This window comes from Kribbella sp. NPDC051137 (assembly GCF_040682535.1).
Lineage (GTDB): Bacteria > Actinomycetota > Actinomycetes > Propionibacteriales > Kribbellaceae > Kribbella > Kribbella karoonensis.
Genome location: NZ_JBFBBI010000004.1, coordinates 512,631 through 539,584 on the forward strand (window position 1 = coordinate 512,631; position 26,954 = coordinate 539,584).

At 69.0% G+C, this 26,954-nt stretch carries 27 protein-coding genes; 12 read left to right on the top strand and 15 right to left on the bottom strand.

The genetic code is table 11. The features are described from left to right. Positions 1-19 precede the first annotated feature (19 nt). Entirely contained in the window at positions 20-907 is an 888-nt protein-coding gene (locus AB0M51_RS23690; protein WP_344195345.1) for a LysR substrate-binding domain-containing protein, read from the bottom strand. A gap of 97 nt (positions 908-1,004) precedes the next feature. On the opposite strand from AB0M51_RS23690, the gene AB0M51_RS23695 reads away from it, so the two are divergent. Genes AB0M51_RS23695 through AB0M51_RS23730 form a run of 8 tightly spaced genes read left to right on the top strand, consistent with a single transcriptional unit; the run spans position 1,005 to position 7,875 of the window. Then, complete coding sequence (locus tag AB0M51_RS23695) at positions 1,005-2,030, top strand: hydroxyacid dehydrogenase (protein WP_344195343.1); 1,026 nt, start codon at positions 1,005-1,007, stop codon at positions 2,028-2,030. 14 nt (positions 2,031-2,044) lie between these two features. Further along, positions 2,045-3,187, top strand: coding sequence for an enolase C-terminal domain-like protein (locus tag AB0M51_RS23700; protein ID WP_344195341.1), 1,143 nt, complete (start codon positions 2,045-2,047; stop codon positions 3,185-3,187). Between the two features lie 8 nt (positions 3,188-3,195). Beyond that, complete coding sequence (locus AB0M51_RS23705) at positions 3,196-4,506, top strand: sugar ABC transporter substrate-binding protein (protein WP_344195339.1); 1,311 nt, start codon at positions 3,196-3,198, stop codon at positions 4,504-4,506. 4 nt (positions 4,507-4,510) lie between these two features. Further along, entirely contained in the window at positions 4,511-5,413 is a 903-nt protein-coding gene (locus tag AB0M51_RS23710) for a sugar ABC transporter permease (RefSeq protein ID WP_344195337.1), read from the top strand. Continuing rightward, positions 5,403-6,236 carry a carbohydrate ABC transporter permease gene (locus tag AB0M51_RS23715; protein WP_344195335.1) on the top strand — a complete coding sequence of 278 codons (834 nt, stop codon included), beginning with the start codon at positions 5,403-5,405 and terminating at the stop codon, positions 6,234-6,236. Before AB0M51_RS23710 ends, AB0M51_RS23715 begins: the two co-directional genes overlap by 11 nt. Continuing rightward, the gene (locus AB0M51_RS23720) at positions 6,236-7,018 is read left to right on the top strand and encodes a sugar phosphate isomerase/epimerase family protein (protein WP_344195333.1); all 783 of its coding nucleotides are present in this window, start codon (positions 6,236-6,238) and stop codon (positions 7,016-7,018) included. The genes AB0M51_RS23715 and AB0M51_RS23720 overlap by 1 nt, the downstream gene beginning before the upstream one ends. A 43-nt stretch (positions 7,019-7,061) precedes the next feature. Next, the gene (locus AB0M51_RS23725; RefSeq protein ID WP_344195331.1) at positions 7,062-7,505 is read left to right on the top strand and encodes a carboxymuconolactone decarboxylase family protein; all 444 of its coding nucleotides are present in this window, start codon (positions 7,062-7,064) and stop codon (positions 7,503-7,505) included. A gap of 16 nt (positions 7,506-7,521) precedes the next feature. Next, complete coding sequence (locus tag AB0M51_RS23730; protein WP_344195329.1) at positions 7,522-7,875, top strand: YciI family protein; 354 nt, start codon at positions 7,522-7,524, stop codon at positions 7,873-7,875. Between the two features lie 601 nt (positions 7,876-8,476). Here the strand turns inward: AB0M51_RS23730 and AB0M51_RS23735 are convergent. From AB0M51_RS23735 to AB0M51_RS23755, 5 genes are all read right to left on the bottom strand, one after another. Further along, positions 8,477-9,346 (bottom strand): carbohydrate ABC transporter permease, encoded by an 870-nt coding sequence (locus tag AB0M51_RS23735; protein ID WP_344195327.1) that lies wholly within the window; start codon positions 9,344-9,346, stop codon positions 8,477-8,479. Continuing rightward, positions 9,343-10,278 (bottom strand): sugar ABC transporter permease, encoded by a 936-nt coding sequence (locus tag AB0M51_RS23740; RefSeq protein WP_344195325.1) that lies wholly within the window; start codon positions 10,276-10,278, stop codon positions 9,343-9,345. The genes AB0M51_RS23735 and AB0M51_RS23740 overlap by 4 nt, the downstream gene beginning before the upstream one ends. 14 nt (positions 10,279-10,292) lie before the next feature. After that, positions 10,293-11,585 (bottom strand): extracellular solute-binding protein, encoded by a 1,293-nt coding sequence (locus AB0M51_RS23745; RefSeq protein WP_344195323.1) that lies wholly within the window; start codon positions 11,583-11,585, stop codon positions 10,293-10,295. Between the two features lie 89 nt (positions 11,586-11,674). Continuing rightward, positions 11,675-12,724, bottom strand: a complete 1,050-nt coding sequence (locus tag AB0M51_RS23750; RefSeq protein ID WP_344195321.1) for a LacI family DNA-binding transcriptional regulator — start codon at positions 12,722-12,724, stop codon at positions 11,675-11,677. Between the two features lie 37 nt (positions 12,725-12,761). Continuing rightward, a complete protein-coding gene (locus tag AB0M51_RS23755) occupies positions 12,762-13,469 on the bottom strand; it encodes an SDR family oxidoreductase (RefSeq protein WP_344195319.1) in 708 nt (235 codons plus the stop codon). A 54-nt stretch (positions 13,470-13,523) separates the two neighbouring features. Between AB0M51_RS23755 and AB0M51_RS23760 the strand changes: the two genes are divergently transcribed. Both AB0M51_RS23760 and AB0M51_RS23765 read left to right on the top strand, forming a co-directional pair. Then, a complete protein-coding gene (locus AB0M51_RS23760) occupies positions 13,524-14,060 on the top strand; it encodes a MarR family transcriptional regulator (RefSeq protein ID WP_344195318.1) in 537 nt (178 codons plus the stop codon). An 82-nt stretch (positions 14,061-14,142) separates the two neighbouring features. Further along, positions 14,143-16,428, top strand: coding sequence for an excinuclease ABC subunit UvrA (locus AB0M51_RS23765; protein ID WP_344195317.1), 2,286 nt, complete (start codon positions 14,143-14,145; stop codon positions 16,426-16,428). On the opposite strand, the gene AB0M51_RS23770 is transcribed toward AB0M51_RS23765, so the two are convergent. The 7 genes from AB0M51_RS23770 to AB0M51_RS23800 all read right to left on the bottom strand — a co-directional run bounded on the left by AB0M51_RS23770 (position 16,393) and on the right by AB0M51_RS23800 (position 23,369). Then, the gene (locus tag AB0M51_RS23770; protein WP_344195315.1) at positions 16,393-17,388 is read right to left on the bottom strand and encodes a winged helix DNA-binding domain-containing protein; all 996 of its coding nucleotides are present in this window, start codon (positions 17,386-17,388) and stop codon (positions 16,393-16,395) included. The genes AB0M51_RS23765 and AB0M51_RS23770 overlap by 36 nt on opposite strands. Positions 17,389-17,482: 94 nt before the next feature. After that, positions 17,483-18,268, bottom strand: a complete 786-nt coding sequence (locus tag AB0M51_RS23775) for an SGNH/GDSL hydrolase family protein (protein WP_344195313.1) — start codon at positions 18,266-18,268, stop codon at positions 17,483-17,485. 118 nt (positions 18,269-18,386) lie between these two features. Further along, positions 18,387-19,424: a mandelate racemase/muconate lactonizing enzyme family protein gene (locus AB0M51_RS23780; RefSeq protein WP_344195311.1), complete on the bottom strand. Its 1,038-nt coding sequence runs from the start codon at positions 19,422-19,424 to the stop codon at positions 18,387-18,389. Next, positions 19,421-20,194, bottom strand: coding sequence for an ABC transporter ATP-binding protein (locus tag AB0M51_RS23785; RefSeq protein WP_344195309.1), 774 nt, complete (start codon positions 20,192-20,194; stop codon positions 19,421-19,423). Before AB0M51_RS23785 ends, AB0M51_RS23780 begins: the two co-directional genes overlap by 4 nt. Beyond that, complete coding sequence (gene cbiQ, locus AB0M51_RS23790; protein WP_344195307.1) at positions 20,191-20,949, bottom strand: cobalt ECF transporter T component CbiQ; 759 nt, start codon at positions 20,947-20,949, stop codon at positions 20,191-20,193. Before cbiQ ends, AB0M51_RS23785 begins: the two co-directional genes overlap by 4 nt. Further along, a complete protein-coding gene (locus AB0M51_RS23795) occupies positions 20,946-21,965 on the bottom strand; it encodes an energy-coupling factor ABC transporter permease (protein ID WP_344195305.1) in 1,020 nt (339 codons plus the stop codon). The genes cbiQ and AB0M51_RS23795 overlap by 4 nt, the downstream gene beginning before the upstream one ends. Positions 21,966-22,010: 45 nt before the next feature. Then, positions 22,011-23,369: an NAD(P)/FAD-dependent oxidoreductase gene (locus AB0M51_RS23800; protein WP_344195303.1), complete on the bottom strand. Its 1,359-nt coding sequence runs from the start codon at positions 23,367-23,369 to the stop codon at positions 22,011-22,013. Between the two features lie 135 nt (positions 23,370-23,504). Here AB0M51_RS23800 and AB0M51_RS23805 point away from each other — a divergent pair, with 135 nt between their 5' ends. Together AB0M51_RS23805 and tsaA are read left to right on the top strand one after the other, a co-directional pair. Next, positions 23,505-24,245, top strand: a complete 741-nt coding sequence (locus AB0M51_RS23805; protein ID WP_344195299.1) for a metallophosphoesterase — start codon at positions 23,505-23,507, stop codon at positions 24,243-24,245. Positions 24,246-24,288: 43 nt separating this feature from the next. Then, complete coding sequence (gene tsaA / locus AB0M51_RS23810) at positions 24,289-24,699, top strand: tRNA (N6-threonylcarbamoyladenosine(37)-N6)-methyltransferase TrmO (protein WP_344195297.1); 411 nt, start codon at positions 24,289-24,291, stop codon at positions 24,697-24,699. Between the two features lie 198 nt (positions 24,700-24,897). On the opposite strand, the gene AB0M51_RS23815 is transcribed toward tsaA, so the two are convergent. Both AB0M51_RS23815 and lpdA read right to left on the bottom strand, forming a co-directional pair. Then, positions 24,898-25,443, bottom strand: coding sequence for a dihydrofolate reductase family protein (locus AB0M51_RS23815; RefSeq protein WP_344195295.1), 546 nt, complete (start codon positions 25,441-25,443; stop codon positions 24,898-24,900). 57 nt (positions 25,444-25,500) lie between these two features. Continuing rightward, complete coding sequence (gene lpdA, locus AB0M51_RS23820; RefSeq protein WP_344195293.1) at positions 25,501-26,898, bottom strand: dihydrolipoyl dehydrogenase; 1,398 nt, start codon at positions 26,896-26,898, stop codon at positions 25,501-25,503. Between the last annotated feature and the right edge of the window lie 56 nt (positions 26,899-26,954).

Consider the following 26,954-nt stretch of genomic DNA (forward strand, 5'->3'; position numbering starts at 1 on the left):
GTACGAATGAGAGTTCGCTCTAAGTCAAATGCGGGTCGGCGCGCAGGGACTCGGCGAGGCGTTGCAGGGCCGGGTTCGGGTTGTCGGGGCTCCAGCAGGCGTGCAGCGTGACCGAGTGCGCGTCGGAAGCGTCGAGTTCGCGGTACCGGACGCCGTCGACGCCCATCGCCATGATCGAACGCGGGATCAGCGCGCAGCCGAGGCCGGCGCGGACCAGCGCGAGCATCGTCGGTACCTGCGACGCGAGCTGACTGACGGCGTACCGGTCCATGCCGATCATCGCGGCGCAGATGTCGTGCAGGTACTGCGATCCCTCCGGGCTGTAGCCGATGTACTCGTCGGTGACGTCGACCAGTGAGACGGGTCCGGCGCCGGACGCGAGCGGGTGCGCGGCGGGTACGGCGAGAACAAGGTCCTCGGAGTGGACCAGGAGGGACTCGAACCGGTCGGGGATCGGCGGGCGGACGAGGCCGAGGTCGATCTCCAGGTTCGCGAGCGCCTCGAACTGGGCGGGGCTGACGAGCTCGGTCAGCTCCGCCGTCACGCCGGGCGTGCGCTTGCCGACCATGGTCAGGAAGTCGGCGAGTACGGCGTACGCACCGATCGCGGTGAAGGCAAGTCGCAGCGTGCCGGTGGTGCCGTCGGCCGCGCGACGGGTCGCCTCCGGCGCGACTTCGAGAAGGGCGAGGACGCGGCGGGCGTGCTCGAGGAAGACGCCGCCGGCCGCGGTCAGCCGGACGCCGCGTCCGGTGCGGTCGAAGAGGCGGACGTCGAGGGTCCGCTCCAGACCCTGGATCTGGCGGGTCAGCGGCGGCTGGGTGAGGTTCAGCCGCTGCGCGGCTCGGCCGTAGTGCAGTTCCTCGGCGACGGCGACGAATCCCCGGAGTTGCTGGAGCGACAGGTCCATGCGTGCACGGTATCGGTTCATACGGAAATGGGCTTGGACCTGCATAACGGAAAGCGCCTACCGTCAACCCCACACCCCGACCGAAGGAGCTACTCCGGTGCCAAGACTCGCCGTGCTGATGTCCCCGGAACGTGCCGACGACGTGATCGACGCCGACACCCGCGCACTCCTCGATCAGCACTTCGAGGTCGTGTGGGCCGAGGACCGGCACTCGGCCGGCCCGGCGCAGCCGGGTAAGCCTCCGGCCTTGGATCCGGCGGCAGTCGCTGAGTTGGCGGCCGGGGCGGAGGTCCTGCTCACGAGTTGGGGGACGCCTCGGCTCGGGAAGGAGCTTTGGGCCGAGGGGCAGGGGCCGAAGGTGATCGCGCACGCGGCGGGGACGGTGAAGAACCTCGTGGATCCGGAGGTGCTCCAGGCCGGCGTCGGGGTGTTCACGGCGGGGCCCCGGATCGCCTGGTCGGTCGGTGAGTACTGCCTCGGGGCGATGCTCACGCTGGCGCGGCGGTTGCCGCGGTTCGACGCCGCGGTCCGGGGCGGCGGGTGGAAGCAGACGGCGTACCGCGGACACGAGCTGCGCGGGGCGAAGGTCGGCATCGTCGGCGCGAGCAGTACGGCGCGGGCGCTGATCGCGATGCTCGCACCGTACGAGTGCGACCTCGCCGTCTACGACCCGTACCTCCAGGACGAGCGGGCCGCGGAGCTCGGCGTCCGTACGACGACCCTCGACGACGTTGCCGCTGCGCCGTTCCTGAGCATCCACGTGCCCAACGTGCCGGAGACGAAGGGCATGATCACGCGCGAGCTGATCGAGAACCTGCCCGACGGGGCGGTCGTGGTGAACTCGTCCCGCGGACCGGCGGTCGACCAGGCGGCGCTGCTCGAACATGCGTTGCGCGGACGGATCTACGCGGCGCTGGACGTCTACGATCCCGAGCCGCCCTCCTTCGCGGAGCACGTCCTGCAGTCCGGGAACCTGCTGCTGACACCGCACATCGCCGGTGACACCGCCGAGGGACACCTGGCGCTCGCCGGCTACGTGCTGCGCGACGCGATCCGGTGGCTCGCGGACGGGACCCGCGGACCGAGCTTCGTCGACCCCGCGACCTGGTCGATCGCGGCATGAGCGGCATGAGCGGCATGAGTCGCATCGTGCGGGTCGAGGTGTTCCCGGTCGCGGTGCCGTTCGCGAGGCGGTTCGTGCTCGGCAGCGGCGCCGTCGGCTCCCCCGGGGCCGCGTCAGACCAGTCCGGTGCGGTGGTGTTCGTCAAGCTCACCACCGAGGACGGCGTCGTCGGCTGGGGCGAGCAGCGTGCGCTGCCGAGCTGGAGCTACGAGACCGCCGAGACGATGGCCGTCGTCATTCGCCGCCACCTGGCGCCGATCCTCGAGGAACTCACCCCGTTCGACGTCGAGCTGTTCCACCAGCGCGCCGCCAAGCGACTCAGCCCCGCGGTGTCGAACGGCTTCCCGTTCGCCCGCGCGGCCGTCGACGTCGCGATGCACGACGCGGCCGGGAAGCTCGCCGGCGTCCCGGTGCACGCGCTGCTCGGCGGCAAGGTGTACGACGAGATCCCGCTCTGCTCGGCGATCGGGGTGGGCGACCAGGACACGGTCCGCGCGCACGCGGCGCAGTCGTCGGACTATGCGGCGTACAAGGTCAAGATCGGCGGCGACCTGGATGCGGACGCGGCCGCGATCGAGACCGTCGCGGACGTTGCCGACGGCAAGCCCCTGTGGCTGGACGCGAACCAGTCGTACCGCCCGGCCGCGCTCCGCCAGTTGCTCGACCGGACCCGGGACATCCGCACGATCCATTGTGTCGAGCAGCCGGTGCCGAGCACCGACACGCTCGGTATGCAGCGACTCCGCGGGCTGATCGACCTGCCGGTCGCGATCGACGAAGGCAGCTTCTCGGCCCCCGACCTGGCCCGCGCGATCCGGCTGGACGCCGCCGACCTGGTGGTGATCAAGGTCTGCAAGTCCGGCGGTCTGCGGAACGCGCTGAAGACCGCCCAGACCGCGCTCGCCGGCGGCCTCGAGATCCTGGCCAGCGGCCTCACCGACTGCGGCGTCGCGTTCGCCGCCGCCCTGCACGTGTTCAGTCAGCTCGAGCTCGCCCTGCCCGCCGAGCTCAACGGGCCGGAGCTGCTGACCGATCTGTACGTCGACGGGCTCAGCATCACGAAGGCCGTCGCGACGGTCCCCACCGCCCCTGGACTGGGCGTCGAGGTCGACGAGGAGCGCATCCGCGCCGAGTCGATCGACCTGCTCTACCGGTGAGGAGTCTTATGCACACCAAGCTGTCCCGCCGCGGCTTCCTGAGGATGACCGGCGCGGCCGGTCTCGGGATCGCGGCGGCCGGATGTTCGACAGGTCCGTCGGCAGGTACGGCGACCTGGTCCATGTGGTCCAGCAGCGCCGCCGAGAAGAAGGTCTGGGACGCCTTCGGCAAGTACGTCGAGCAGCAGCTCAAGGTGAAGTCGATCGCCACCCTGACCCCGTCCCCCGGCTACCCGACCAAGCTCGACCTGCAACTCGTCAGCGGTACGGCGAGCCTGGTCACCGCGCTGAACGGCACGCTGATCCCGACGTACGCCGCTCGCGGCGCGCACCGCCCGCTGGACGACCTGATCGCCGCGGACCCCGACTTCCGGCTGGACGACTTCTACGAGACCAGCCGGAAGATCTCCAGCTTCAACGGCACGACGTACGCGATCGGCTTCGACGTCGCGCCGACCGTCATGTACTACAACAAGGACCTGCTGAAGAAGCAGAACATCCCGCTGCCCTCGCCGACCGAGCCGATGTCCTGGGCGACGTTCCGCGACCTCGCCAAGCAGCTCACCCGACCCGGCGAGCAGTACGGCTTCACCTGTGCGCCGGCGATCGACGACCTGGTCTCCTGGATCTACTGCGCCGGCGGGAACGTGATGAGCGCCGACGCGAGCCGCAGTACGCTCGGCGACCCGGAGGCGATGCAGGCGCTCCAGTTCGTCATCGACCTGTTCGTGAAGGACCAGGTGACGCCGCCGATCAAGAACCTGGTCACCGAGAGCTCGCTGTCGAACTTCCTGCAGGGCAACGTCGCGTTCATGCAGAACGGCCCGTGGCAGGTGGTGAATGCCCGGAAAGCCAAGTTCGACTGGGACATCATCCCGTTCCCGGCCGGCGCGAACGGCAGTACGCCGCGCGTGTCCGGATCCAGCTTCGCGATTCCGTCGGGGGTACGCGAGGGGCCGCAGCTCGACCTCGCGTGGAAGCTGCTCAAGACGCTCACCAGTACCGGCGCACTCGACATCTACGCGAAGGCCGGCCGCAACAACCCGGCGCGGCTCAGCGCGGGCAGTGCGTTCCAGCCGCCGCCGGACAACCTCGGCATCGTGCAGGACATCCTGGCCGGCAGGCTCGCCGGCGGGCACGCGTTCGACGTCACCACTAACTGGAACCAGGTCAAGCAACTGCTCGGCCAGGACCTGCCGCGGACGTTCCTCGGCCAGGTCACGGTCGCGGACGCGATCCGCGGCCTGACGCCACGTCTCGACGTACTGATGCGGCAGCATCTCGACACCGTCCGGCAAGCCACGGCCAGGAAGGGGTGACACCATGACAGCAGATTCCGCCCCGACGCCCCGGTGGCGCAGCCGCGAGGCGCTCACCGCCTGGCTCTTCATCCTCCCGAGCCTCGCCGGATTCCTGATCTTCACCGCCGGACCGGTCGTCGCCGCAGGCGTGATCTCGCTCCTCAACTGGAACCTGTTCAGCGCCCCGACCTGGGCCGGTCTGCACAACTTCGCCCGGCTCGGCCCGGACCCGACATTCTGGGCCGCACTCGGCAACACGGCGTACTTCACGCTGGTCAGCGTCCCGCTCACGATCCTGGTCAGCCTGGCCCTCGCGCTGCTGCTGAACCAGGGCCTGAAACGGATCGCGGTCTTCCGCAGCCTCCTGCTGTTGCCGTACGCAACCATCACGGTCGCGGTGGCGTTCGTCTGGATCTGGCTGTACATCCCGCACGACGGACTGGTGAACGCCGTGCTGGGCCGGTTCGGGATCGACGGCCCGTCCTGGCTGATCTCGGACGCCTGGGCGATGCCGGCGTTGATCCTGATGAGCGTGTGGAAGAGCTTCGGGTTCGGCATGGTGGTGTTCCTGGCCGGCCTGCAGGCGATCCCGCAGCAGCTCTACGAGGCCGGCCGCGTGGACGGTACGTCGCCGTGGAACAGCTTCCGGCACATCACGCTGCCGATGCTGTCCCCCGCGCTGTTCTTCGTGATCGTGACGTCGGTGATCGGCTCGTTCCAGGTCTTCGACCAGGCGCTGATCATGACCAACGGCGGACCGGGCACCCGCACCACCACGCTGGTCATGTACATCTACCGGACCGGCTTCGAGAACTACGACCAGGGGTACGCCGCCGCGCAGTCGCTGGTCCTGTTCGCGTTCATCGTGATCATCACCGCAGGCCAGTTCCTGTTCCAGCGGAGGCTCGTCCACTATGACAACTGAGACAGCTCAGCTCAGGCGCAAGCTCGTCGTCTTCGCCTGCTTCCTGGTCACCGCGGTCACGCTGATCCCGGTCGTGATGATGGTGCTGGTCGCGTTCCAGTCCGATGCCGAGTCGATGGCCGCGAAGCCGTCGTTCTGGCCGAGCAGCTGGCACCCGGAGAACCTGACCCGCGCGTTCGACCTGGTCCCGCTCGGCAGGTACCTGCTGAACACGATCTACTTCGCCGCCGGTACGACGATCCTCGAAACGGTGACCGCGGCGCTCGCGGCGTACGCGTTCGCCCGGCTGAACTTCCCGGGCCGGAGCTGGCTGTTCGGGATCTACCTCGCGACGCTGATGATCCCGTCGCAGGTGACGCTGATCCCGCAGTTCGTGCTGGTCGCGAAGCTGCACGGGATCGACACCTGGCCGGGGATGATCCTTCCGCACGCGTTCACCGCGATCGGGGTGTTCCTGCTCCGGCAGTTCTTCCTGGGCATCCCGCGGGACTACGAGGAGGCCGCGCGGCTGGACGGCGCGAACCGCTGGCAGGCGTTCGTCCGGGTGATCGTGCCGCTCGCCGTACCGGCCATCGCGACGCTGGCGGTCTTCAAGTTCATCGGGCAGTGGAACAACCTGCTCTGGCCGTTGGTGATCTCGAACAGCGACGCGACCCGTACGGCGTCCGTCGGGCTGCAGGTGTTCCAGGACACCAACGGCACCCAGTGGAACCTGCTGCTGATGGCCGCGACCGTCACGACGATCCCGCTGATCGTCCTGTTCTTCCTTACCCAACGATGGTTCGTCCGTGGAATCACGATGAGTGGCCTGGGAGGCCGTTGATGTCCTACTTGTGGTCCGTCTTCACCAAACCGTGGGCGGGCATGCCCGGTGCCGAGCTCGGTCGGCTGGTCGCCGGGATCGGGTTCGGCGGCGCCGAGGTGCCGGTGCGGGACACGGCGTACGTCACGCCGGCGAACGCCGAGGCCGAGCTGCCCAAGTTCGCGGCGCGGTTGCGGGCCGAAGGTGTCGCGCCGATCAGCGTCGCGAGCGACCTGTCCGAGCCGGTGTTCGCCGCCTGTGCGGAGGCCGGCGTCCCGATCATCAGAATCATGGCCGAGCTCGGCGCGGACGGCTATGCCGCGTCGGTACGACGGAACCGCGCGCTGCTCGAGCGGTCCGTCGTACTCACGGAACGGTACGACGTCCAGATCGGGGTCCAGCCGCACCACGGGCGGTACGTGTCGTCGACGCTCGGCGTACTGCAGTTGCTGGACGGGTTGCCGGAGCGGTTCAAGCTGGTCTGGGACGCGGCGCACGACGCGTTGGCCGGTGATCATCCCGCGGTCACGCTGGAGCTCGGCGCGGACCGCCTCGGGATCGTCAACCTGAAGAACGTGCACTACGTCCGGACCGGCAGCGCCTGGAAGCCGAACTTCGTCGAGGCCGAGGACGGGCTGTCCGACTGGCCGGCCGTGTTCGCGGCGCTGCAGCAGCTCGGGTACGCCGGTCCGATCTGCCTGACCGGGCAGTACTCCGACCCCGCCGTACCGGTGGAAACCCGGCTCGCGAAAGATCTCCGATTCGCTGTCACATCCGCCGCGCAGCATCCGTCAGGGGAATGAAAGCAACCAAGACCTGATGGAGACAACGACGATGCAAGCACGGATGACCAACCCCGCCATGATCCTGCCGGACGCCACCAAGGGCATCCAGAACATCTACAAGGCGATCGGGCAGTCCGGCACCGACGGCAAGGTGCTGGAGCTCGTGCACCTGCGGGCCAGCCAGATCAACGGCTGCTCGCCCTGTGTGTTCGGCGGGATCAAGTCGGCGCTGAAGAACGGCGAGACCGACGAGCGGCTGCACCAGGTGGCCGCCTGGCGGGACTCCGACCTCTTCACCGACGGCGAGCGGGCCGCGCTCGAGATGGCCGAGGCGGCGACCCGGCTGGCGGACAACCCGACCGCGGTCTCCGACGAGATCTGGAACGCGGCGGCCGACCACTACGACGAGAAGGAACTCGCCGCGATCGTCCTGATGATCGGGCTGACGAACATGTTCAACCGCCTCAACACGACGGTGCGCCAGCCTGCCGGTGCCACCTGGTAGTCGCTACCGTGAGGCGATGAAGTACATGCTGCTGATCTACGGGAACGACGAGACCTGGGATGCCCTGCACGCGCAGGGCATCGACGGGGTGATGGAACAACATCACAAGCTCAGCGCCGAACTGACGGCGAGCGGTGAACTCGTCGACGGCATCGGCCTCACCGTCGAGAACGCCCGCGTGGTCCGCGTCCGGGACGGTGTGCCGGCGGTCACCGACGGGCCGTTCACCGAGGCCAAGGAAGTGCTGGCCGGGTACTACGTGGTCGACTGCGCGAACCTGGACCGCGCGACGCAGATCGCCGCGCGGCTCCCGGAGGCGCCGTACTCCCCCATCGAGATCCGTGAGTTCACGGATCCGATGGAGTCCTGACCGTTCCAGGTACTTGCCGGCCTCAGCTGGGCGTTGGACACCTGAGACCGGCGAGTCACTGACTCAGTTCGCCCACGTCCGGACGGGCTCGCTCGACGCGAGGATGACCCCACCTGAGACAGGCTCGTCACCCATGCCCCGGCCACCCTGGACGTAGACCGTGCTGCCAGGCACCGGTGCCTCCGCACCGGACCTGAGTCGGAGCGTGGTGGTCAAACCGTTGCTCAACCTGAGCACCGCCACGCGTCGCGGCCGCACCGACGGGATCGACGAGTTCACCTCGTGGATGCCGGTGCAGACCGCCGGTTGGATCGCAGCTCGTCCGAGACCTGCGTTGCCGTGACTCCTCGCATCACGGCACTGCCCGGCGAGCCTACTCATCGCTGACACACTTCCCCCTTCTCATCGTTACTGCCCCCGAGTGCTGGCGGTAACGGTCGCGCGCTTCCTCAAGGCACGGCCGTACACTTCCCCGTCCTTCCCGCACTCGGTCACGACGCGGAAGTGATCAGCCAACCCTTGCTGAGAGTGACGATGTTTTCAAGGGATCGTGACCGGAATCCCGCGTACCGGAACCGGCTCTCTCAGAAAACTCAGGTAACTACTGGCCGCCGAAGCCGGTGGTCGCGATCCCCTTGATGATCTGGCGCTGGAAGAACAGGAACACCACGACCAGCGGCAGCGCGGCCAGGATCGCCGACGCCATGTTCTGCGCGTACTGCAGGCCGTACGCGCTCTTCACCGTCTGCAGGCCGACCGGCAGCGTCATCAGGTGCGCGTCGGTGGTCACGATGAACGGCCACAGGAAGTTGTTCCAGGCGCCGATGAACACGAAGATCGCCACCGCCGCCAGGATCGGCCGCGACAACGGCAGCACGATCGACCAGAACACCCGCAGCCGGCCGGCGCCGTCCACCCGCGCCGCCTCCTCGAGTTCGGTCGGGATCTGGTCGAAGAACCGTATGAGGATCAGCACCATCGCGGGCGCGAACGCCTGCGGCAGGATGATGCCCCAGTACGTGTCGACCAGGTTGAACGCGAGCATCTGCCGGAACAACGGGACGATCAGCAACTGCGGCGGGATGATGATCGCCGCGATGATCGCGGCGTACAGCCAGCGCTTGCCCTTGAAGTTCACCCGCGAGAACGCGTACCCGGCCAGCGCCGAGGTGGCGACCGTGATCAGCGTGATCGCGACCGACGTGATCAGGCTGTTCCACGCCCACGACGGGATGTCCCCGGCCGACAGCACCTTGCGGTACGCCGCGAAGCTGAAGCCGTCCGGCGGGTTGAAGCTGAGCGACGAGGCACCGGCGTCGGCCTCGCTCTTCAACGAGGTCAGCACCGACCAGGCGAACGGAACCAGCCAGGTGACGGCGAGGAACGCGAGCACCAGCAGCGCCGCGATTCTCGACAGGCTCCAGGGATTCTCCCCCGGTTTGTGTCCTTGCTTGATCACTGATGTGCTCATGCGGCGCTCCTGCGGTTGATCAGCTTGTACTGCGCCAGCGACACCAGGACGATGAGCGCGAAGAACAGGTACGAGATGGCCGACGAGTAGCCGAACCGGTAGCCGGTGAAGCCGGACTCGTAGATGTACTCGACGATCGAGCGCGTCTTCCCGGCCGGACCGCCGTTCGTCAGCATGTAGATCTGGTCGAACACCTTCAGCGACGCGAGCAGTTGCAGAGTCACCAGCAGCGCGGTCGTCGGCCGCAGCTGCGGGATCACGATCGAGAACAGCTGCCGCCACTTGCCGGCGCCGTCCAGCGCGGCCGCCTCGAACTGCTGCTCGGGGATGTTCTGCAGCGCCGCGAGGTACAGCAGGAAGTTGAAGCCGATCGTCCACCACAGCGTGGTGATCACGACCGAGATCATCGCGACCTTCGGGTCCTGCAGCCAGGCCACCGGCGTGGCCCCGAACTTCGCCAGTACGCCGTTGATCAGCCCGAGGGTCGGGTTGTACATCCAGCTCCAGAACATCACCACGACCGTGGACGCGAGCAGGTACGGCATGAAGAACGACAGCCGCCACAGCCAGCGGCCGGGCAGGCCGAGGTTCACCAGCAGGGCCAGTGCGAGCGACAGCACCACGAGCGGGATCGTGCTCAGCACCGTGAACCACAACGTGTTGCCGAGCGACTTCCACATGTCCGGGTCGGTCAGTGCCTCGCCGTAGTTCGCGAAGCCGACCAGTCCGCTGCCGGCACCGGTCAGCGTCTCGCCGGTGAAGCTCAGGTACAGGCCGTACACCGCCGGAACCACCAGGAACAGCACGAACAGTACGGCGAACGGCGCGGCGAACGCCCACCCGGTGAGCGTCTCACCGCGCTTCGCGCGCGCCCGGCCCTTGGCCGGGTTCTCCTCCGCTACCGCGGCCGGAGAGTCGATGACAGTCGACATTTCCAGGTCTCCTCTCACACCGGCTGCGGACGGTCGAGCAACTTGTTCAGCCGGGCGACGAATCCGTCGAAGCCGGCCGCCGGATCACCACTGCCGAGGAACACGTTCTGCACGTTCTCGGCGAAGTAGTTCTGGAAGTCGCTGCCCGCGCCGCTGAACCAGACCTCCGGGTCGTAGTTCACGTACGCCGGGATCCCCGCGTAGTTCGACTGCGGCTTCAGCGCCTGGTACTCCGCGCCCTTGGCCACCGGCTGGTACGCCGGGATGTGGCCGCCGCCGGCCCACTTCACCGACCGCTTCAGGATCTCCGCCACCATCGTGTACACGTGCTTGCGGCGCTCCGGCGACGCCTTCGACTGCCGCGGCAGCACGAACGTGTGGGAGTCGGCGTACGCGGCCTGGGTGCCGAACAAGGTCGGGATCGGCAGCGCGTCGACGGGCATCTTCGCGTCCTTCAGCACCGGGAGTTCCCAGACGCCGCCGAAGAACATGCCGCTCTCGCCGTGCAGGAACTCGCTGGTCGCCGTACCGCCGTCGCCGCTGCGGGAGGCGATCTTGTCGTTCAGCAGCGAGCGGATGAAGGTCAGCGTCTTCACCGCGGCGTCCTTGTCGACCTGCGCCTGCTGACCGGGGACGAGCTTCATGTCCGCGCCGGTCTGCCGGTAGAGCGTGTAGAACAGCCGCCACATCTGAGCACCGTCACCCAGATAGCCATAGGACAGGCCGTGCTTCTTGGTCACCGCCTGCAGCTTGGTCGCGACCTCGGTGAACTCCTCCGGGCTCTTCATCGAGTGCAGTGCCTCGGTCACGCCGGCCTTCTCGGCGTGCTCGGTGTTGTAGTAGAGCACGAACGGGTGCGTGTCGAGCGCGATCGCGTAGAGCTTGCCGTCGTAGTGGCACTTCTCCCAGACCCGGGCCGGGAAATCGCTCTCGTGCAGCCCGACCTCGGCGAGCAGGTCGACGTCCCACGGCTCGAGCAGTCCGCCCGGCGCGTACCCGGCGAGCCGGGAAGCGTGCATGATCGCGACGTCCGGAGCACGCCCGCCGGCCGAGGCCATCGCGAGCTTCGTGTAGTACGGCGGTCCCCAGGCCAGCACGGTCTGGGTGGCGTGAAAGCCGAGGTTCGCGGCGTTGACGGCGTCCACCAGGCCGGCCATCACCGTCCCGTCACCACCGGTCAAAAGGTGCCAGTAGCTCAGGTCGGTCGCCGAGCGTGACGCACCGGGTGCGCAGCCGACGAGCAACCCGCCACCGGCCAGCGCAGCCGCCGCTTTGAGCAGGCTGCGCCGGGAGAAATCTTCACTCATTCGGTCTCCTTTGGGGGCGGGACCGATGATTACATCGTTGGAATGATCAGACAAGCATCTTCGTGTGTGATTTTGTGTAAACGTATCCGTTAGCGTGCGGTGCTGGCGCGCTCGATCACCCGGTGCGGGATCATCACCCTGCGTGGCGGGGCGTTCTTGTCCGCCATCCGCTCCTCGAGCAGGTCCAGCGCGGCCGCCACGAAGGCCCGCCGGTCGAAGTCGATCGTGGTCAGCGGCGGGATCATGAACTGACTCTCGAGGATGTTGTCGAACCCCGCGACCAGCGTCTGCCCCGGGATGTCGACGCCCGCGCCCCACAGCGCCGACAGCGTCCCGGACGCCATCGAGTCGGTGAAACAGAAGAACGCGTCCGGCAGCTCGTGCTCGGTCAGGTACTTCGCCACCACAGTCGCCGCGCCCTCCGGTCGCCAGCGGTCCAGCGGGATCCGCAGGGCAGGATCGACCGGTACGCCGGCCTCCTCGAGCGCCTCGCAGTACCCAGTGGTGCGCAGCCGCGATGCCGCCGTACCCGGGGACTCCGCCGAGCCGACGAGCACACCTTCACCGCTGGAGCCGCGGGGAACCTCGGGGGTGCCGACGGCGACGATCCGCCGGCAGCCCTTCGCCAGCAGGTGCCTGGTCATGTCGCGGGCGGCGGCGACGTTGTCGATCGCCACCTGGCTGACGACGTCCTGGTCGACGTCACCGATCAGCACGACGGGCGGCAGCGGACCGGCCGACATCACCGCGCTGTCGTCGAGGTTGACCGGGTTCAGGATCAGGCCGTCCACCAGGTAGGCCCGCGCTTTGGACAGCAGCTGGAACTCACGGTTCGGCTCGGACGCGGTCTGCTCGATCTGCACACCCCAGCCGCGGTCGTGGGCGAGCTCGACGACCAGGTGGACGATCTCCGCCGAGTACGGACGGAGCAGGTCGGGCAGCGCGAGCGCGATCATGCCGGAACGGCCGTTGCGCAGGCCGCGGGCGCTCATGTTCGGCACGTAGTCGAGCTCGGCGAGCGCGCTCTCCACCCGGGCGCGGGTCTCCGGCCGCACGAACACGACGCCGTTGATCACGTTGGACACCGTCTTCGGCGACACCCCGGCCAGCTTGGCGACATCTTTGACGGTGGGACGCATGTCGCCCATTGTCACACCTGGCTCACGTTGTCAGCCGTCAACGGGTGACGTACGCACCACCGTTGACGTGCAGCACCTGCCCGGTGAGATGACGCGCGGCCGATGAGGCCAGGAAGTGGATCGTACCGGCGATGTCATCGACCTGTCCCTCCCGCTTGGTCAGCGTTGCCTGGAGCAACGTCTGGCGGCGCTCGCCGGTCAACCGGCCCTGGAAGAACTCGGTGTCGGCGGTGAAGCCCGGCGCGACGACGTTCGAGGTCACGCCGTGCGGGCCGAGCTCGGCCGCGACGTCGGCGTTCCAGAGTGCGAGCGCGGCCTTCGAGGCGCCGTACGAGCCTGGGCCGCGGACGCCGGCGATGGAGCCCAGATGGACGACGGCGGTGGTCAGCCGGGGCGCGAGCGCGGTGGTCGTCAGGACCGCGCTGATCAGGTTCGCCTCGAGGTTGGCGAGCCAGTTCGCCTTCAGTTGGGCGAGATCGCCGTCCGGGCGGCCGAAGTCGGTGTTGCCACCGGCGTTGTTGACCAGTACGTCGATCCGCTCGGGCAACTCCCCGAGCAGTCGCTCGACCTGGACCGGGTCGGTCGCGTCGCACACCACTCCCCTGGCCCCGAGCTCGTCCGCCGTCTTCTCGAGCATGTCGGCCCGGCGTCCGGTGATCACCACGTCGTCCCCGTCCGCTCGGAACCGGGCCGCGGTCGCCCGCCCGATCCCGGTCGCCCCGCCGGTCACCACGATCGTTCGCATCTCGTTCCCATCGTTTAGAGCTAAATGTTTAGACCTAAACGTACCATGGTCGCTGTGACCGACAACTATCCGCTCGACGCCCCCAGCCCGTACCCGGCCGCCGAGATCGCCAGGGCCTGGCAGCGTGAGCGGCCCGGGACGCCGACCGACTCGATCGAGATCGTCACTCCCCTGTGGCGGCTGGCGAAACTGTTCGCCGACGACCGGCGCCGGGTGCTCGCGGACGCCGGCGTCGACCCCGCCACGCTCGACCTGCTCAGCGTGCTGCGCCGCGCGGGCACGCCGTACGAACTGAGCACCCGGGAGCTGACCCGCCGGACGCTCGTCACCGCGGGCGCGATCTCCCAGCGGGTGGCCCGGGCCGAGGACAGCGGGCTGGTCACGCGGCGTTCGGCCGACGACGGGAGCCGCGCGGTGCTCGTCGCGCTCACCGAGGCCGGGCACGACCTGATCGAGCAAACCGTCGACCAGGTGCTGACCCGTGAGTCCGAACTGGTCGCGTCCCTCTCCCCCGGCGGCCGCACCCGGCTCGCCTCGCAACTGCAGGAACTCCTCGACGAGGTCACGAAGGTGGCCCGCCAACCTTCCTGACGGCGTTGAGGGTTTCTGTCACCACGTCAGCGTAGATCGACGAGCAAAGTTCTTACGACCGCTTCAATGACACCATTGAAGGATGTTTCCTGCTGACAGCCATGACGTCATCCAGGTGCGCGGCGCCCGGGAGAACAATCTCGCCGGTGTCTCGCTCGACATCCCGAAACGCCGGCTCACCGTCTTCACCGGGGTCTCCGGTTCCGGCAAGTCCTCACTCGTCTTCGACACCGTCGCGGCCGAGTCGCAGCGGCTGATCAACGAGACCTACACCGCGTTCGTCCAGAACTTCATGCCGAGTCTCGGCCGCCCGGACGTCGACGCCCTGCAGAACCTGTCCGCCGCGATCGTCGTCGACCAGGAACGCATCGGCGCGAACGCCCGCTCCACCGTCGGTACGGCGACCGACGCGCACACCATGCTCCGGGTGCTGTTCAGCCGCGCGGGCACGCCGTACGCCGGGCCGCCGTCGGTGTTCAGCTTCAACCGCGCCGAGGGCATGTGCCCGCTGTGCGAAGGCCTCGGCCGGACCACGGAGTTCGACCTCGACGAACTGGTGGACCGCGAGAAGAGCCTCAACCAAGGCCCGATCAAGGCCCCTGGCTACGCCATCGACAGCTGGCCGTGGCAGCTGATCGCGCGGTCGGGGCTGTTCGACCCGGACCTCCCGCTGCGGGACTACCCGGACGAGGTGTGGCAGCGGTTCCTGTACCAGGAGCCGACGAAGGTCCGGGTCGGGAAGAGCAATCTCACCTTCGAAGGGCTGGTCAGCAAGCTCAAACGGCAGTACCTGAGCAAGGACCCGCAGTCGATGCAGAGCCACGCGCGGGCGTTCGCCGAGCGCGCCATCCGGCAGGACACCTGCCCGGAGTGCCGCGGCGTACGGCTGAACGCGGCGGCCCGGGCGGTGACCGTGGACGGGCGGACGATCGGCGAGTGCTCGGCGATGCAGATCAGCGATCTGGCCGAGTTCGTTGCCAAGGTCAAGCACTCCGGAGTCGGCCCGATGCTCGACGGGTTGCGGCAGCTGCTGGACTCGTTCGTGACGATCGGGCTCGGGTACCTGTCACTGGACCGGGAGTCGTCGACGCTGTCCGGCGGCGAGGCGCAACGGGTGAAGCTGGTCCGGCATCTCGGGTCGAGCCTCAGTGACGTCACGTACGTGTTCGACGAGCCGACAGTGGGGCTGCATCCGCACGACATCCAGCAGATGAACGACCTGCTCCTGCAGTTGCGGGACAAGGGCAACACGGTCCTCGTCGTCGAGCACAAACCGGAGACGATCCGGATCGCCGACCACGTCGTCGACCTCGGACCTGGCGCGGGCATGGCCGGCGGGCGGCTCTGCTATGCGGGCGACGTCGCCGGGCTGAAGACGTCCGGGACCTTGACCGGGCAGTACCTCGATCACCGGGTGAGCGTGCGCGACGACGTACGACGTCCCAGCGGACAGCTCGCGATCACGAACGCGACGCTGCACAACCTGCGGGACGTCAGTGTCGACGTACCGCTCGGCGTACTGACCGCGGTGACCGGCGTCGCGGGCTCCGGGAAGAGCTCGCTGATCCATGGCTCGCTGGCCGGCCGGGACGGCGTGATCATCGCGGGGCAGGAGCCGATCCGCGGGTCCAGGCGGAGCAACCCGGCGACGTACACGGGTCTGCTGGATCCGATCCGGGCCGAGTTCGCCAAGGCGAACAAGGTGAAGCCCGGTCTGTTCAGCGCGAACTCGGTCGGCGCCTGCCCCACCTGCAAGGGCATCGGGCTGGTCTACACGGATCTCGCGATGATGGCCGAGGTCGCGTCGGTGTGCGAGGACTGCAACGGTGCTCGCTTCACGGCGGAGGTGCTCGGCTACCGGTTGCGCGGGAAGAACATCAGCGAGGTCCTGCGGATGACGGTCGCGGAGGCCCGTGACTTCTTCCCGACGGGTACGGCGCGGAAGATCCTGGACCGGTTGGCGACGGTCGGGCTGGAGTACATCGGGCTCGGGCAGCCGCTGACGACGCTGTCCGGCGGTGAACGGCAGCGGCTCAAGCTGGCCATCAACATGGGTCGAACCGGGTCGATCTACATCCTCGACGAGCCGACCACCGGTCTGCATCTGGCCGACGTCGACAAGCTGCTCGGCATGCTCGACCACCTCGTCGACGAGGGCAACACGGTGATCGTGATCGAGCACCACCAGGCGGTGATGGCCCACGCCGACTGGCTGATCGACATCGGTCCGGGCGCCGGGCACGCCGGCGGTCAGGTCGTCTTCACCGGTACGCCGGCCGATCTGGTGGAGAGCAGTCCGACGGTGACCGCGGAACACCTCCGCAAGTACGTGTCAGAACCGCGCGAGGTCGGCGAGCTCGTCGGTTAGGTCCGCCGGTTCGAACAGGTCGGTCGAGAGGTCGGCGTGTTTCCACGCGCCGATCGCCCGGCCGGCCCGGATCACCGCCGGGCTGAGCATGCCGCCGCCGGGGAAGATCGACTTGGGCAGCTCCTGGAACCGGTTCTGGTACCCGAGCAGGTACGCGTCGAACTCGCCGAGCATCCGGACGTCCTGGCAGCCCGGCAGGTCCTCGACGGCGTACAGCTCGGTGCTCTCGACCTCGAAGGTCGTGGTACCCACGGATGTGATCGCACGGCGGGCCTGCGGGACCGGCAGCCCGGCCCAGGTGGCGAAGTCGCGGGCCGTGGCCGGGCCGTAGGCGGTCAGGTAGCGGTGGGCGACAGCTTCGAGGTCGCCTTCCAGGACGAGGGGTTTGCCCAGCCAGTCGCTCACCGCCACCCAGGTGTCGCCGGGCCCGTAGCACAGCCTGCCGATGAGTCCGGCGTACCGGATGAGCGCGTAGACGGCCTGCCCCTTCGGTTGCGGGATCAGCCCGGCCCGGACCAGTACGTCGGCCAGTTCGGCGCGCGTTGACGGGCCGTGCCGCAACAGATGTTCTTCCAGTACGTCGGAGGCCGCCGAGCGGGTGCGTTCGGGCAGACCCAGTTCGGCGTACCGGCGTTCGGTGGCCTTGATCTGGTGGGCGCCGAGCAGGCCGAGCAACGGGCCGGCGTCCTCGGTCGCGACGAGCTGCAGCGTGCCGCGCATGAACCAGCCGCGGACGACGGAGCGGTCCGTGACCTGCGCGTACGTCACGTCGGCGAGGGTGGTGGCGGTGGACCGGGCGCGGACGGCGTACGCCGCGGCCCGCCAGGTCTGCGCCTGGAGTCCCCCCGTCCGGCGTACGACGTCGGCCACCCCTCCGGGGCCGGCCTCGTTCACCGGACGCGCGAGGCAGTTGGCCTGCATCCTGGCCGCCAGCAACCAGTCGACGGACTTCCTCGCCACCCCTGCATGACACCACGAACTCGCCGGTTCCGCATCCCGGAACGGCACGAATGGCACAGGTGCCGCCCGGGAGGCGGCACCTGTGCGGTTCGGGTCAGAGCGCGGGCTGCACCAGGTTGGCGTACGCCGCCTGGCCGCTGACGTTCGGGTGGTACGACTCGCTGACCGGGTTCGACAGGCCGTTGATCCACTCCGGGCTGCCGCAGACCGCGTGCCCGATGAACGCCGACGTCGGGTTCACGAACGCGAAGCCGGCCGCGCTCGCCGCCGCTGCGATCTTCGAGTTCAGCAGGTCCGCGGTCGCGTTCAGCTTGGTCATCTCGTCGGCGCTGAAGAACGTGCCGGCGTTGCAGTCGGTGCCGTTGAACAGTCGCGGGTACCCGACCACGACGACCTTCGCGGACGAGGCACGGCTCTTGATCGACGCGTACAGGCTGTTCAGCCGCCCGGGCAGCGTGTTGTTGATGATCGACTGCGCACCCGCGACCGCGCTGTTGCAGTCACCGAGCCACGAGGGCTCCGCGCAGGTCGTGATGACCGAGGAGAAGTTGGCGTCGTTGCCGCCGACCTGCACCGAGACGATGTCGGCCGCGCTCGTCACCGACGGCAACTGGTTCGCGGTGACATCGGCGACCTTCGCCCCGGAGCAGGCGACGAACGTCAGGTTGGCGCCGATCCGGTTGGCGTCGATGTACGCGTAGGCGTACGTCGACCGCTGGCAGGACCCGCTGGAGGAGATGTAGGTCCGGGTGCCGACGCCGGAGGCGTACGAGTCACCCAGTGCGACGTAGTTCGGGGCCGCGGCGTGCGCGACGCCCGGGATCAGCAGGGACGCCGCGCCGAGGGCCGCGGCGGAGAGCAGACTGGCGATGGACTTCATGGGCGGACCACCTTTGGGGGCGAAGTGTGGCGACTGAAGTACTCAACGTCACCTTCGCTGACCGGTGAGTAACACACAAGGGCCTGGTAACAAATTCACCGTGGATTCCCGGTGACGGTCACCAACTAGCCGACAGTCCCGGTGCCGTGGGCAAGGGATAACAGCCGTCGACGAGCTCGGCACCTTCGGGCAGCAGCCCGCTCTCCACATAGATCGTGTTCGGCAACGCAGCCAGCACGTGGATGTGCGCCCCGCCGCCGTGCGACGCGTACGGCACCCCGAACCCGGCCGCCGCCAACCCGATCTCCAGACAGTCCGTCACCCCGCCGGCGCGGCGCAGGTCAGGCTGGACGACGCCGACGCCACCGCGCGCGAGCAGGTCCCGGAACGCCGCCTGACCGTACCGGTTCTCGCCGGTCGCGATCGGGATGTCCAGCTTCTCCGCCAGCCGCACGTGACCGTCCGTGTCCCCCGCCGGCAGCGGCTCCTCGAACCACCGGCAGTCCAGGTCCTCGTACGCCCGCCCGCGCCGCAGCGCCTCGGCGTACCCGAAGGCCTGGTTCGCGTCGACCATCAGCGGCGCGTCCGGACCGATGACGGTGCGGACCGCCTTGATCCGCCGCACGTCCTCGGTCAACGGGCCGCCGCCGACCTTCATCTTCACGCCGCGGAAGCCCTGTTCCATCGCCCGCGCCGACATCCGCTCGAGCCCCGCGACGTCCAGCTCGAGCCAGCCCACCATCGCGTACGCCGGGATCGCCGGCCACCGCGCCCCGAGCAACTTCCACACCGGCACCCCGAGCGACTTCCCGAGCAGGTCCCACAACGCCTGGTCGATCGCGGACATCCCGTACGCCGACAACCCCGCCGATCCCTGGTAGTCGGTCAGCTCCCGCAGCCGCTCGCGGATCCCGCGGATCAGGGACGGGTCCTCCCCCACGATCACCGGGGCGAGCTGCTCCTCCACGATCTTCGCCAGCACCGCCGGCGACGAGGCGACGCGTCCGAAGTACGTCGTACTCTCCCCGGTCACGCCCTCGTCGGTCTCGATCCGCACCCGCGTGACCCCGTCCCGGTCGAGCAGCTGGATCGCATCCCGCACCGGATGCGCCTTCGGCTCGGAGGTGACGTCTACGTGGACTGCGGTGATCTTCACGGGCGCTCCGGTCCTGCGACGGACAGTGGGTCGAAACCGTACGGCAGTTCGAGCCGGTTCGCGGCCATCAGCTCCGGGTCGCCGAGCAGGTCGCGGGTGGCGCCGTCGGCGATGATCCGGCCGTTGTTCATCAGGAGGCTGCGTTCGCAGAGCTGGAGGGCGTACGGGAGGTCGTGGGTGATCATCAGCAGCGTGACGTCGAGGCCCGCGAGGATGTCGGCGAGTTCGCGGCGGGCGGCGGGGTCGAGGTTGCTGGAGGGCTCGTCGAGGACCAGCACCTCGGGGCGCATCGCCAGGACCGTGGCGACCGCGACGCGGCGGCGCTGGCCGAAGGACAGGTGGTGGGGTGCGAGGTCGGCGTGGTCCTGCATGCCTACCTGGACCAGCGCCTCGTGGACGCGGGCGTCCAGTTCCGCGCCGCGGAGGCCGAGGTTCGCGGGGCCGAACGCGACGTCGTCGCGGACCGTCGGCATGAAGAGCTGGTCGTCCGGGTCCTGGAAGACCAGGCCGACCTTGCGGCGGATCGCGGTCAGGTGGTCGCGGTGTACGGCGGTGCCGCCGATCTGGATCCGGCCGCTGCCGGTGCCGCCGGCCACCGAGCCGAGGATGCCGTTCAGGTGCAGCACCAGCGTGGTCTTGCCCGCGCCGTTCGGCCCGAGCAGCGCGACCCGTTCGCCCGGCTGGACGGTGAAGTCGACGCCGTACAGCGCCTGCCGCCCGTCCGGGTAGGCGAACACCAGACGTTCGACCTGAATCGCGGGACCGCTCACAAGGCCACCACCCTAGCCGCGACCGCGATCGCGACGGCGAGCAGGGAGACCGCCAAACCCTCGATCCACTGGGCACTCGACGCACCCTCGGCGCTGAGCAGCGGCATCCGCCCGGTGTACCCGCGGGACCGCATCGCCAAGTGCACCCGTTCGCCGCGCTCGAAGCTGCGGACGAACAACGATCCGACTCCCCAGGCCACGGCCTTCAGATGACCGGCCCGGCCGCCCGTGTACCCGCGGGACTCGCGGGCTACCCGCATCCGGTGCAGGTCGTCCGACACCACGCTCAGGTACCGCACCATGAACGACAGGATCGCCACCAGCGTCGCCGGGAGCCGCAGCCGTTCGAGACCGGCGAGCAGGTCGCGCGGCGCGGTCGTCGCCGACAGCAGGATCGCCGCGACCACGCCGAGCGTGCCCTTCGCCAGCACGTTCCACGCGCCGAGTACGCCGGACGCCGACAGGTGCAGGCCGAGTACGTCGATCCGCGGGCCGGCGGCAACGAACGGGAGCAGCAGCGCGAACACGAGGAACGGCGTCTCCACCGCGAGCCGCCGGAGTACCACGGCCGCGGGCAGTTTCGCCGCGACCACAGCGCCGACCAGCAACCCGCCGTACACCCCGAAGGCCCAGAAGATCGCGGCCGGGGTGGACACGACCGCCAGCACGAAGACGAACAACGCGACGAGCTTCACCTGCGCCGGCATCCGGTGCACCGGACTGTCCACCGCGACCAGCAGGCCGTCGCCGCTCATGACGCCCGGTTGGTCCGCAGCGAGGCCAGCTTGGCGATCGCGAGGCCGACGACGATCGTCACCAGGACGCCGATGATCCCGGCCAGCGCGCCGGACACCTGCGCGTTGCCGATCCCGTGCACGCCGTAGTCGGCCAGCGGGCTGCCCGCCACCGCCGAGTCCTTCGCGGCGCTCTCGAACCCGAGCTTCGCGCCGACGAACTCGAGCCCGTCGGGATGCGCGCTCGCGAACAGGCTCAGCCCGCCCGCGACCAGCAGAGTGACCGCGATTCCGACCCCCAGCGGGCGACCCGTCGGCCTCGCGGCGATCGGACGGTCCGGCGACACCGTCGACCTGTTGCCGTCGGCATCGACCAGGACGAGGTCCTGCCGCAGGTGCCGGGCGGCGTACACGAGGTCCGGCCGGGTCGCGACCACCGCACTCAGAACGGCCGCCGTGATAACCGCCTCGCCGATGCCGACCAGGACGTGCCAGCCGACCATCGCGGTCGCGAGCTTGGCCGGCGGGATGTCCACCGCCCCGCCGATCGCGTACAGCCCGGTGAACGCCAGCGCCGCGACCGGGACAGACACCAGCGCGCCGACCGTCGTCGCCGGTACGACGCTGCCGGCGCGCCGCGGCAGCACCTTCAGCAGCGCACGCGTGACGACGTACCCGACGAGGACCGTGATCAGGCCCATCAGCGTGATGTTCGTCCCCAGCGCGGTCAGCCCGCCGTCCGCGAACAGCAGGCCCTGCACCAGCAGCACCGTGGACATCACGAGCACGGCGGTCCACGGCCCGACCAGCGCCGCCGCCAGCGCGCCGCCGAGCAGATGGCCGCTGGTGCCCGCACCGACCGGGAAGTTCACCATCTGCACGGCGAACACGAACGCCGCGCTCAGCCCGGCCAGCGCCGGACCGGTCTCGCGGAGCTCGCGGCTCGCCCGTTGCAGGCTGACACCGACCGCCCCGGCGGCGATCAGGCCGGTGGCGACGGACGTGGGGGCGTCGAAGAAGCCGTCAGGTACATGCACGCCGACATTCTTGATCTATTTGCGACCGGATCGCAACAAGCGAGCTCACAACTCCTTCAATGCCTCGCTGATCGCCCGGTGGAACGTCGGGTACGCGTAGATCATCTGCCGCAGGACCTTCACCGGGACGGCGGCGTGTACGGCCACCGCGAGCGCACTCAGCACCTCGCCGCCGGTCGGGCCCGCACTCGTCGCACCCACCAGTACGCCCCGGTCGGCGTCCAGCACGACCTTGATGAAGCCCTCGTTGCCGGCCTTGTGGATCCAGCCGCGGGACGAGGCCGGGATCTGCGTCGAGCCGGTGCGGACGTTCAGCCCGGCGTCGCGGGCCTGCTTCTCGGTCAGCCCGACCGCGCCGATCTCCGGGTCGGTGAACGTCACCCGTGGCATCGCGTGGTAGCTCGCGGTCGGCGCGTCCGGCTCCCGCAGGATGTCGCGGACGGCGATGTCGGCCTGGTACATGGCGTTGTGGGTGAAGGCCCCGACGCCGGTCACGTCGCCGACGGCCCACACCTTGTCGGCGGCCCGCACGTGCTCGTCGACCTCGATCCGGCGCGCCGCCGGGTCCAGGCCGAGCTTGTCCAGGCCGAGGTCGGCGGTCGCCACCCGGCGGCCCGTTGCCACCAGCAACTTCTCGCCGGTGGCCGTGCTGCCGTCGTCGAGCGTCACGGTGAACGCGCCGGCGGCGTACCCGACCTGCTTCGCGTGCGCGCCCCGGCGGAAGGTCACACCGTCGCGCTCCAGCGCCTCGCGGGCGAGTGCGCCGGACTCCGGCTCCTCCATCGCCAGCACCTCGGGAGCGCCCTCGATCACGGTGACCTGGACGCCGAAGCGCGCGAACACCTGTGCCAGCTCCATCCCGATCGCGCCGCCGCCGAGGATCAGCAGCGACGCCGGCAGCGTCTCCACCTCGATCGCCTCGCGGTTCGTCCAGTACGGCGTACCGGCGAGGCCGTCGATCGGCGGGATCGACGGGACCGTGCCGGTGGCGATCACGATGCCGCGGGCCGCCTCGTACTCGGTGTCGCCGGCGCGGACCGTGTTCGGCCCGGTGACGGTCGCGACGTCCTTGATCACGGTCGCGCCCTTGCCGACCAGGCGGTCGACGGCGACCTGGTCGTTCCAGGTGTCGGTGGCCTCCTCGCGGATCCGCTTGGCGACCGGCGTCCAGTCCGGCTGCACGGTCGACGTACCGGCGATGCCCTCGACGCGGCGGGTCTCGGCGATCAGGTTCGCGGCCCGGATCATCATCTTGCTCGGGATGCACCCGTAGTACGGGCACTCGCCGCCGACCAGCCGGGACTCGATCCCGACCACCCGCGACCCGGCCTGCGCCAGCCGCCCGGCGGCCTCCTCCCCGCCCACGCCGAGCCCGACAACGACCACGTCAACCTGTTCAGCCATGCCGCTAAATCTCTCAGACCGCCCGGTCCGGACCAAGTCCCCACCCGGCGCGTCACCGCGCCGTAAGCGGGCGTTCACCACCGGCCACCAGCCGTCCGTTCTCGGAGAAGTGAGGACATGCCCTAATGTGCTGACATGTACGTGATCGCGCACCTCAGTGACCCGCACCTCGACGGCTCCGAGGAGGCACGGGACCGGCTCCGGCTGATCACGTCGTACGTGCGCTCGTCGTCCGTGGACGTCGTACTGGTCACCGGTGATCTGGCGGATCACGGGTTGCCGGAGGAGTACGTCGAGATCGCGCGGGAGCTGACCTTCGACGTACCGACGCTGGTCCTGCCGGGCAACCACGACATCAGTACGCCGTTCCGCGCGCTCGTCACCGCCCCCGGCCACGGCCACCCCGTCCACCAGGTCCGCGAGGTCGGTCCGGCCCGGTTCGTTCTCGTCGACTCCACGGTCGAAGGCGAGGACCACGGCTACCTGTCCGACGAGTCCCTCGCCTGGCTCGATGGCATCCTCGGCGAGTCGTTCGACGGGCCGACTTTCGTCGCGATGCACCACCCGCCGTTCGTGCTCCACCACCCCGTCATGGACCAGTGGAAGCTGGAGAACCCCGACGCGCTGGCAGCGGTCCTGACCGGCAAACCCGTGACCGCGCTGCTGACCGGTCACGTTCACAACGCGATCACCAGCAGCTTCGCGGGCCACCCTGTCCTGGGCGCACCAGGAATCCGCTCCGCCGTCCGCCTCCCGTTCGAGCCCTCAACGGGCTCCCTCACCGACCCCCACGCCCACCCCGGGCTCGCCCTCCACGTCCACACGCCGGGCGAGCCGCTCCAGACGATCTACCGCTACCCCGCTGACCTTGCGTAGCGAGCTGTTTCCCAGCCTCCGGCCGAACTGGGAGACTGCAGCGGTGGACGATCTTGTTGTACGTGCGATCGGGCGAGTCGAGTCGGCCCTACGGGAGCGGGCGGATGCTCCGCGGCAAGGCGACGAGGGGGCGCCGGATGCCTGGGTCGTGTTCGACCCGTCCGTCCGGGAGGCGCTCGCGGACGTTGCCCCCGGCGACGAACTGATCCTGATCAGCTGGTTCGATCGAGCGGATCGCGACGTCGTCAAGGTCCACCCCCGAGGAGACACGACCCGCCCGCCGACCGGTGTGTTCTCCACCCGCTCCCCCGACCGCCCCAATCCCCTCGGCCTGCACCGCGTCACCGTGCTGGGAACCGGCGACCTCCGCCTCCACGTCAACGACCTCGAGGCCCTCGACGGCACCCCGATCGTCGACGTCAAGCCCGTCCTGGGCGACCCGTCCAACCGCTGATCAACCTCACCCGGCAAGAACGCGCCGGACCCACCTAGTGGACCACGCAGTAGCCGACCAGGCCGCTGGTCCGAGGTCACTTTGTGCATGAGATCCGTGCAGATTCGGCCCGGCGGCGCGGATCCGGTGCACAAAGACGAGTGGTGGATCTGCCCGGCCGGGTGCTGGGCGGGGGGTGTCACGCTGCGGCGCGGGAACCTAGTGGAGCACGCGGTAGTCGGCGAGGATGTGGCCGGCCGGGGTTTTTGTGCCGTGGATTGTCTCTAGTTTGAGGGGGCCGAGAGAGGCGAGGAGCTGCTGGCCGGTGCCGACGACGGTGGGGGCGATGACCAGGTGGAGCTCGTCGACCAGGCCCGCGGTGAGGAGCGACCGGGTGACGGAGATGCTGCCGTGGATGCCGATGTCGCCGCCGGGCCGGGACTTCAGGTCGCGGACGAAGTCGGCAAGGTCTCCGGTGATCGCGTGGGAGTTGGCCCATGCGTCGTCGAGCGGGGTGGAGGTGGCGACGTACTTCGGCGCCGCGTTCACGAAGGACGCGAACGGTTCGACGTCGCTGGTCGGCCAGTAGCCGGCCCATTCGTCGTACGTGCGACGACCCAGCAAAACGGTGTCCTGAGTGGTGATCAACTGCTGGCCGGCGGCGTCGGTCTCGTCGTCCCAGCCGGTGAGGAACTCGTTTGCCTTCTCGGCGACGCCGTCGAGGGACAGGAAGTAGGCCGCGACGACCTTGCGTTGGTTTGTCATACCCCAGCGTCGAGCGGGCCGGGGTCAGATCGACACCGGCCCGCTCGGGAAATCGGATCAGAAGTTGATCATGTGCCCTTCGAGGCCGTGGAAGGCCTCCTGCAGGGCCTCGCTCAGCGTCGGGTGGGCGTGCACGTTGCGGGCCAGCTCCTTGGTGGTCAGGTCCCACTTCTGCGCCAGCGTCAGCTCCGGCAGCAGCTCGGTCACCTCCGGACCGATCAGGTGCGCGCCGAGGAGTTCGCCGTACTTGCTGTCGCTGATCACCTTGACGAAGCCGGTCGGGTCGCCGAGGCCGTGGGCCTTGCCGTTCGCGGTGAACGGGAACTTCGCGACCTTCACGTCGTGGCCCAGCTTGCGGGCCTCCTCCTCGGTGTACCCGAAGCTGGCGATCTGCGGCTGGCAGAACGTCGCCCGCGGGATCATCGCGTAGTCGAGCTCCATCGTCTCGTGCCCGGCGATCGTCTCGGCGGCGATCACGCCCATCGCCTCGGCCGCGTGCGCGAGCATCAGCTTCGCGGTCACGTCGCCGATCGCGAAGATGTTCGGCACGTTGGTCCGGCAGAAGCCGTCCACGGCGATCGCGCCGCGCTCGGTCAGCGCGACCCCGATCTTGTCCAGGCCGTACCCGTCGACGCGCGGCTGGAAGCCGATCGCCTGCAGGACCTTGTCGGCCTCGATCGTCTTCTGTACGCCGTCCTTGCCGGTCACCGTGACCTTCACCGAGGCGCCCGAGTCGTCGATCGAGTCCACCCGCGTCGACGTCAGTACGTCGACACCGAGCTTCTTGTACGCCTTCGCGAGCTCCTTGGAGACCTCCGGGTCCTCCAGCGGCACCATCCGGTCCAGGAACTCGACGATCGTCACCTTGACGCCGTAGTTCGCCAGCACGTACGCGAACTCGACACCGATCGCACCCGCGCCCGCGATCACGATCGAGCCGGGCAGCTCCTCGGTGAGGATCTGCTCCTCGTAGGTCACCACGCGCTCGCTCAGCTGGGTGCCCGGCAGCAGCTTGGTGGTCGCGCCGGTCGCCACGATGCAGGAGCCGAACGTGACGGTCTCCGAGGACCCGTCGTTCAGCGTCACGTCCAGGGTGTTCGCGTCGGTGAACGAGCCCCAGCCGTCGAACTCGGTGATGTTGTTCTTCTTCATCAGGAAGTGGACGCCCTTGACCCGGCCGTCGGCGACCTTCCGGCTGCGCTGCACGGCGGTCGGGAAGTCGAAGCTCACCTCACCGGAGATACCGAAGGTCTTCGCCTCCGTCCGGAAGATGTGCGACAGCTCGGCGTTCCGCAGCAGCGCCTTGGAGGGGATGCAGCCCACGTTCAGGCAGACACCGCCCCAGTACTTCTTCTCGATGATGGCGGTCTTGAGCCCGAGCTGGGCGGCGCGGATCGCCGCGACGTACCCGCCGGGACCGGCGCCGAGGACAACAACGTCAAAGTGCGAGGCCATGAAGTGAATGCTAACCGGGGTTCCGTAAGGACCGTACGGCGCCTACGCTGGGCACG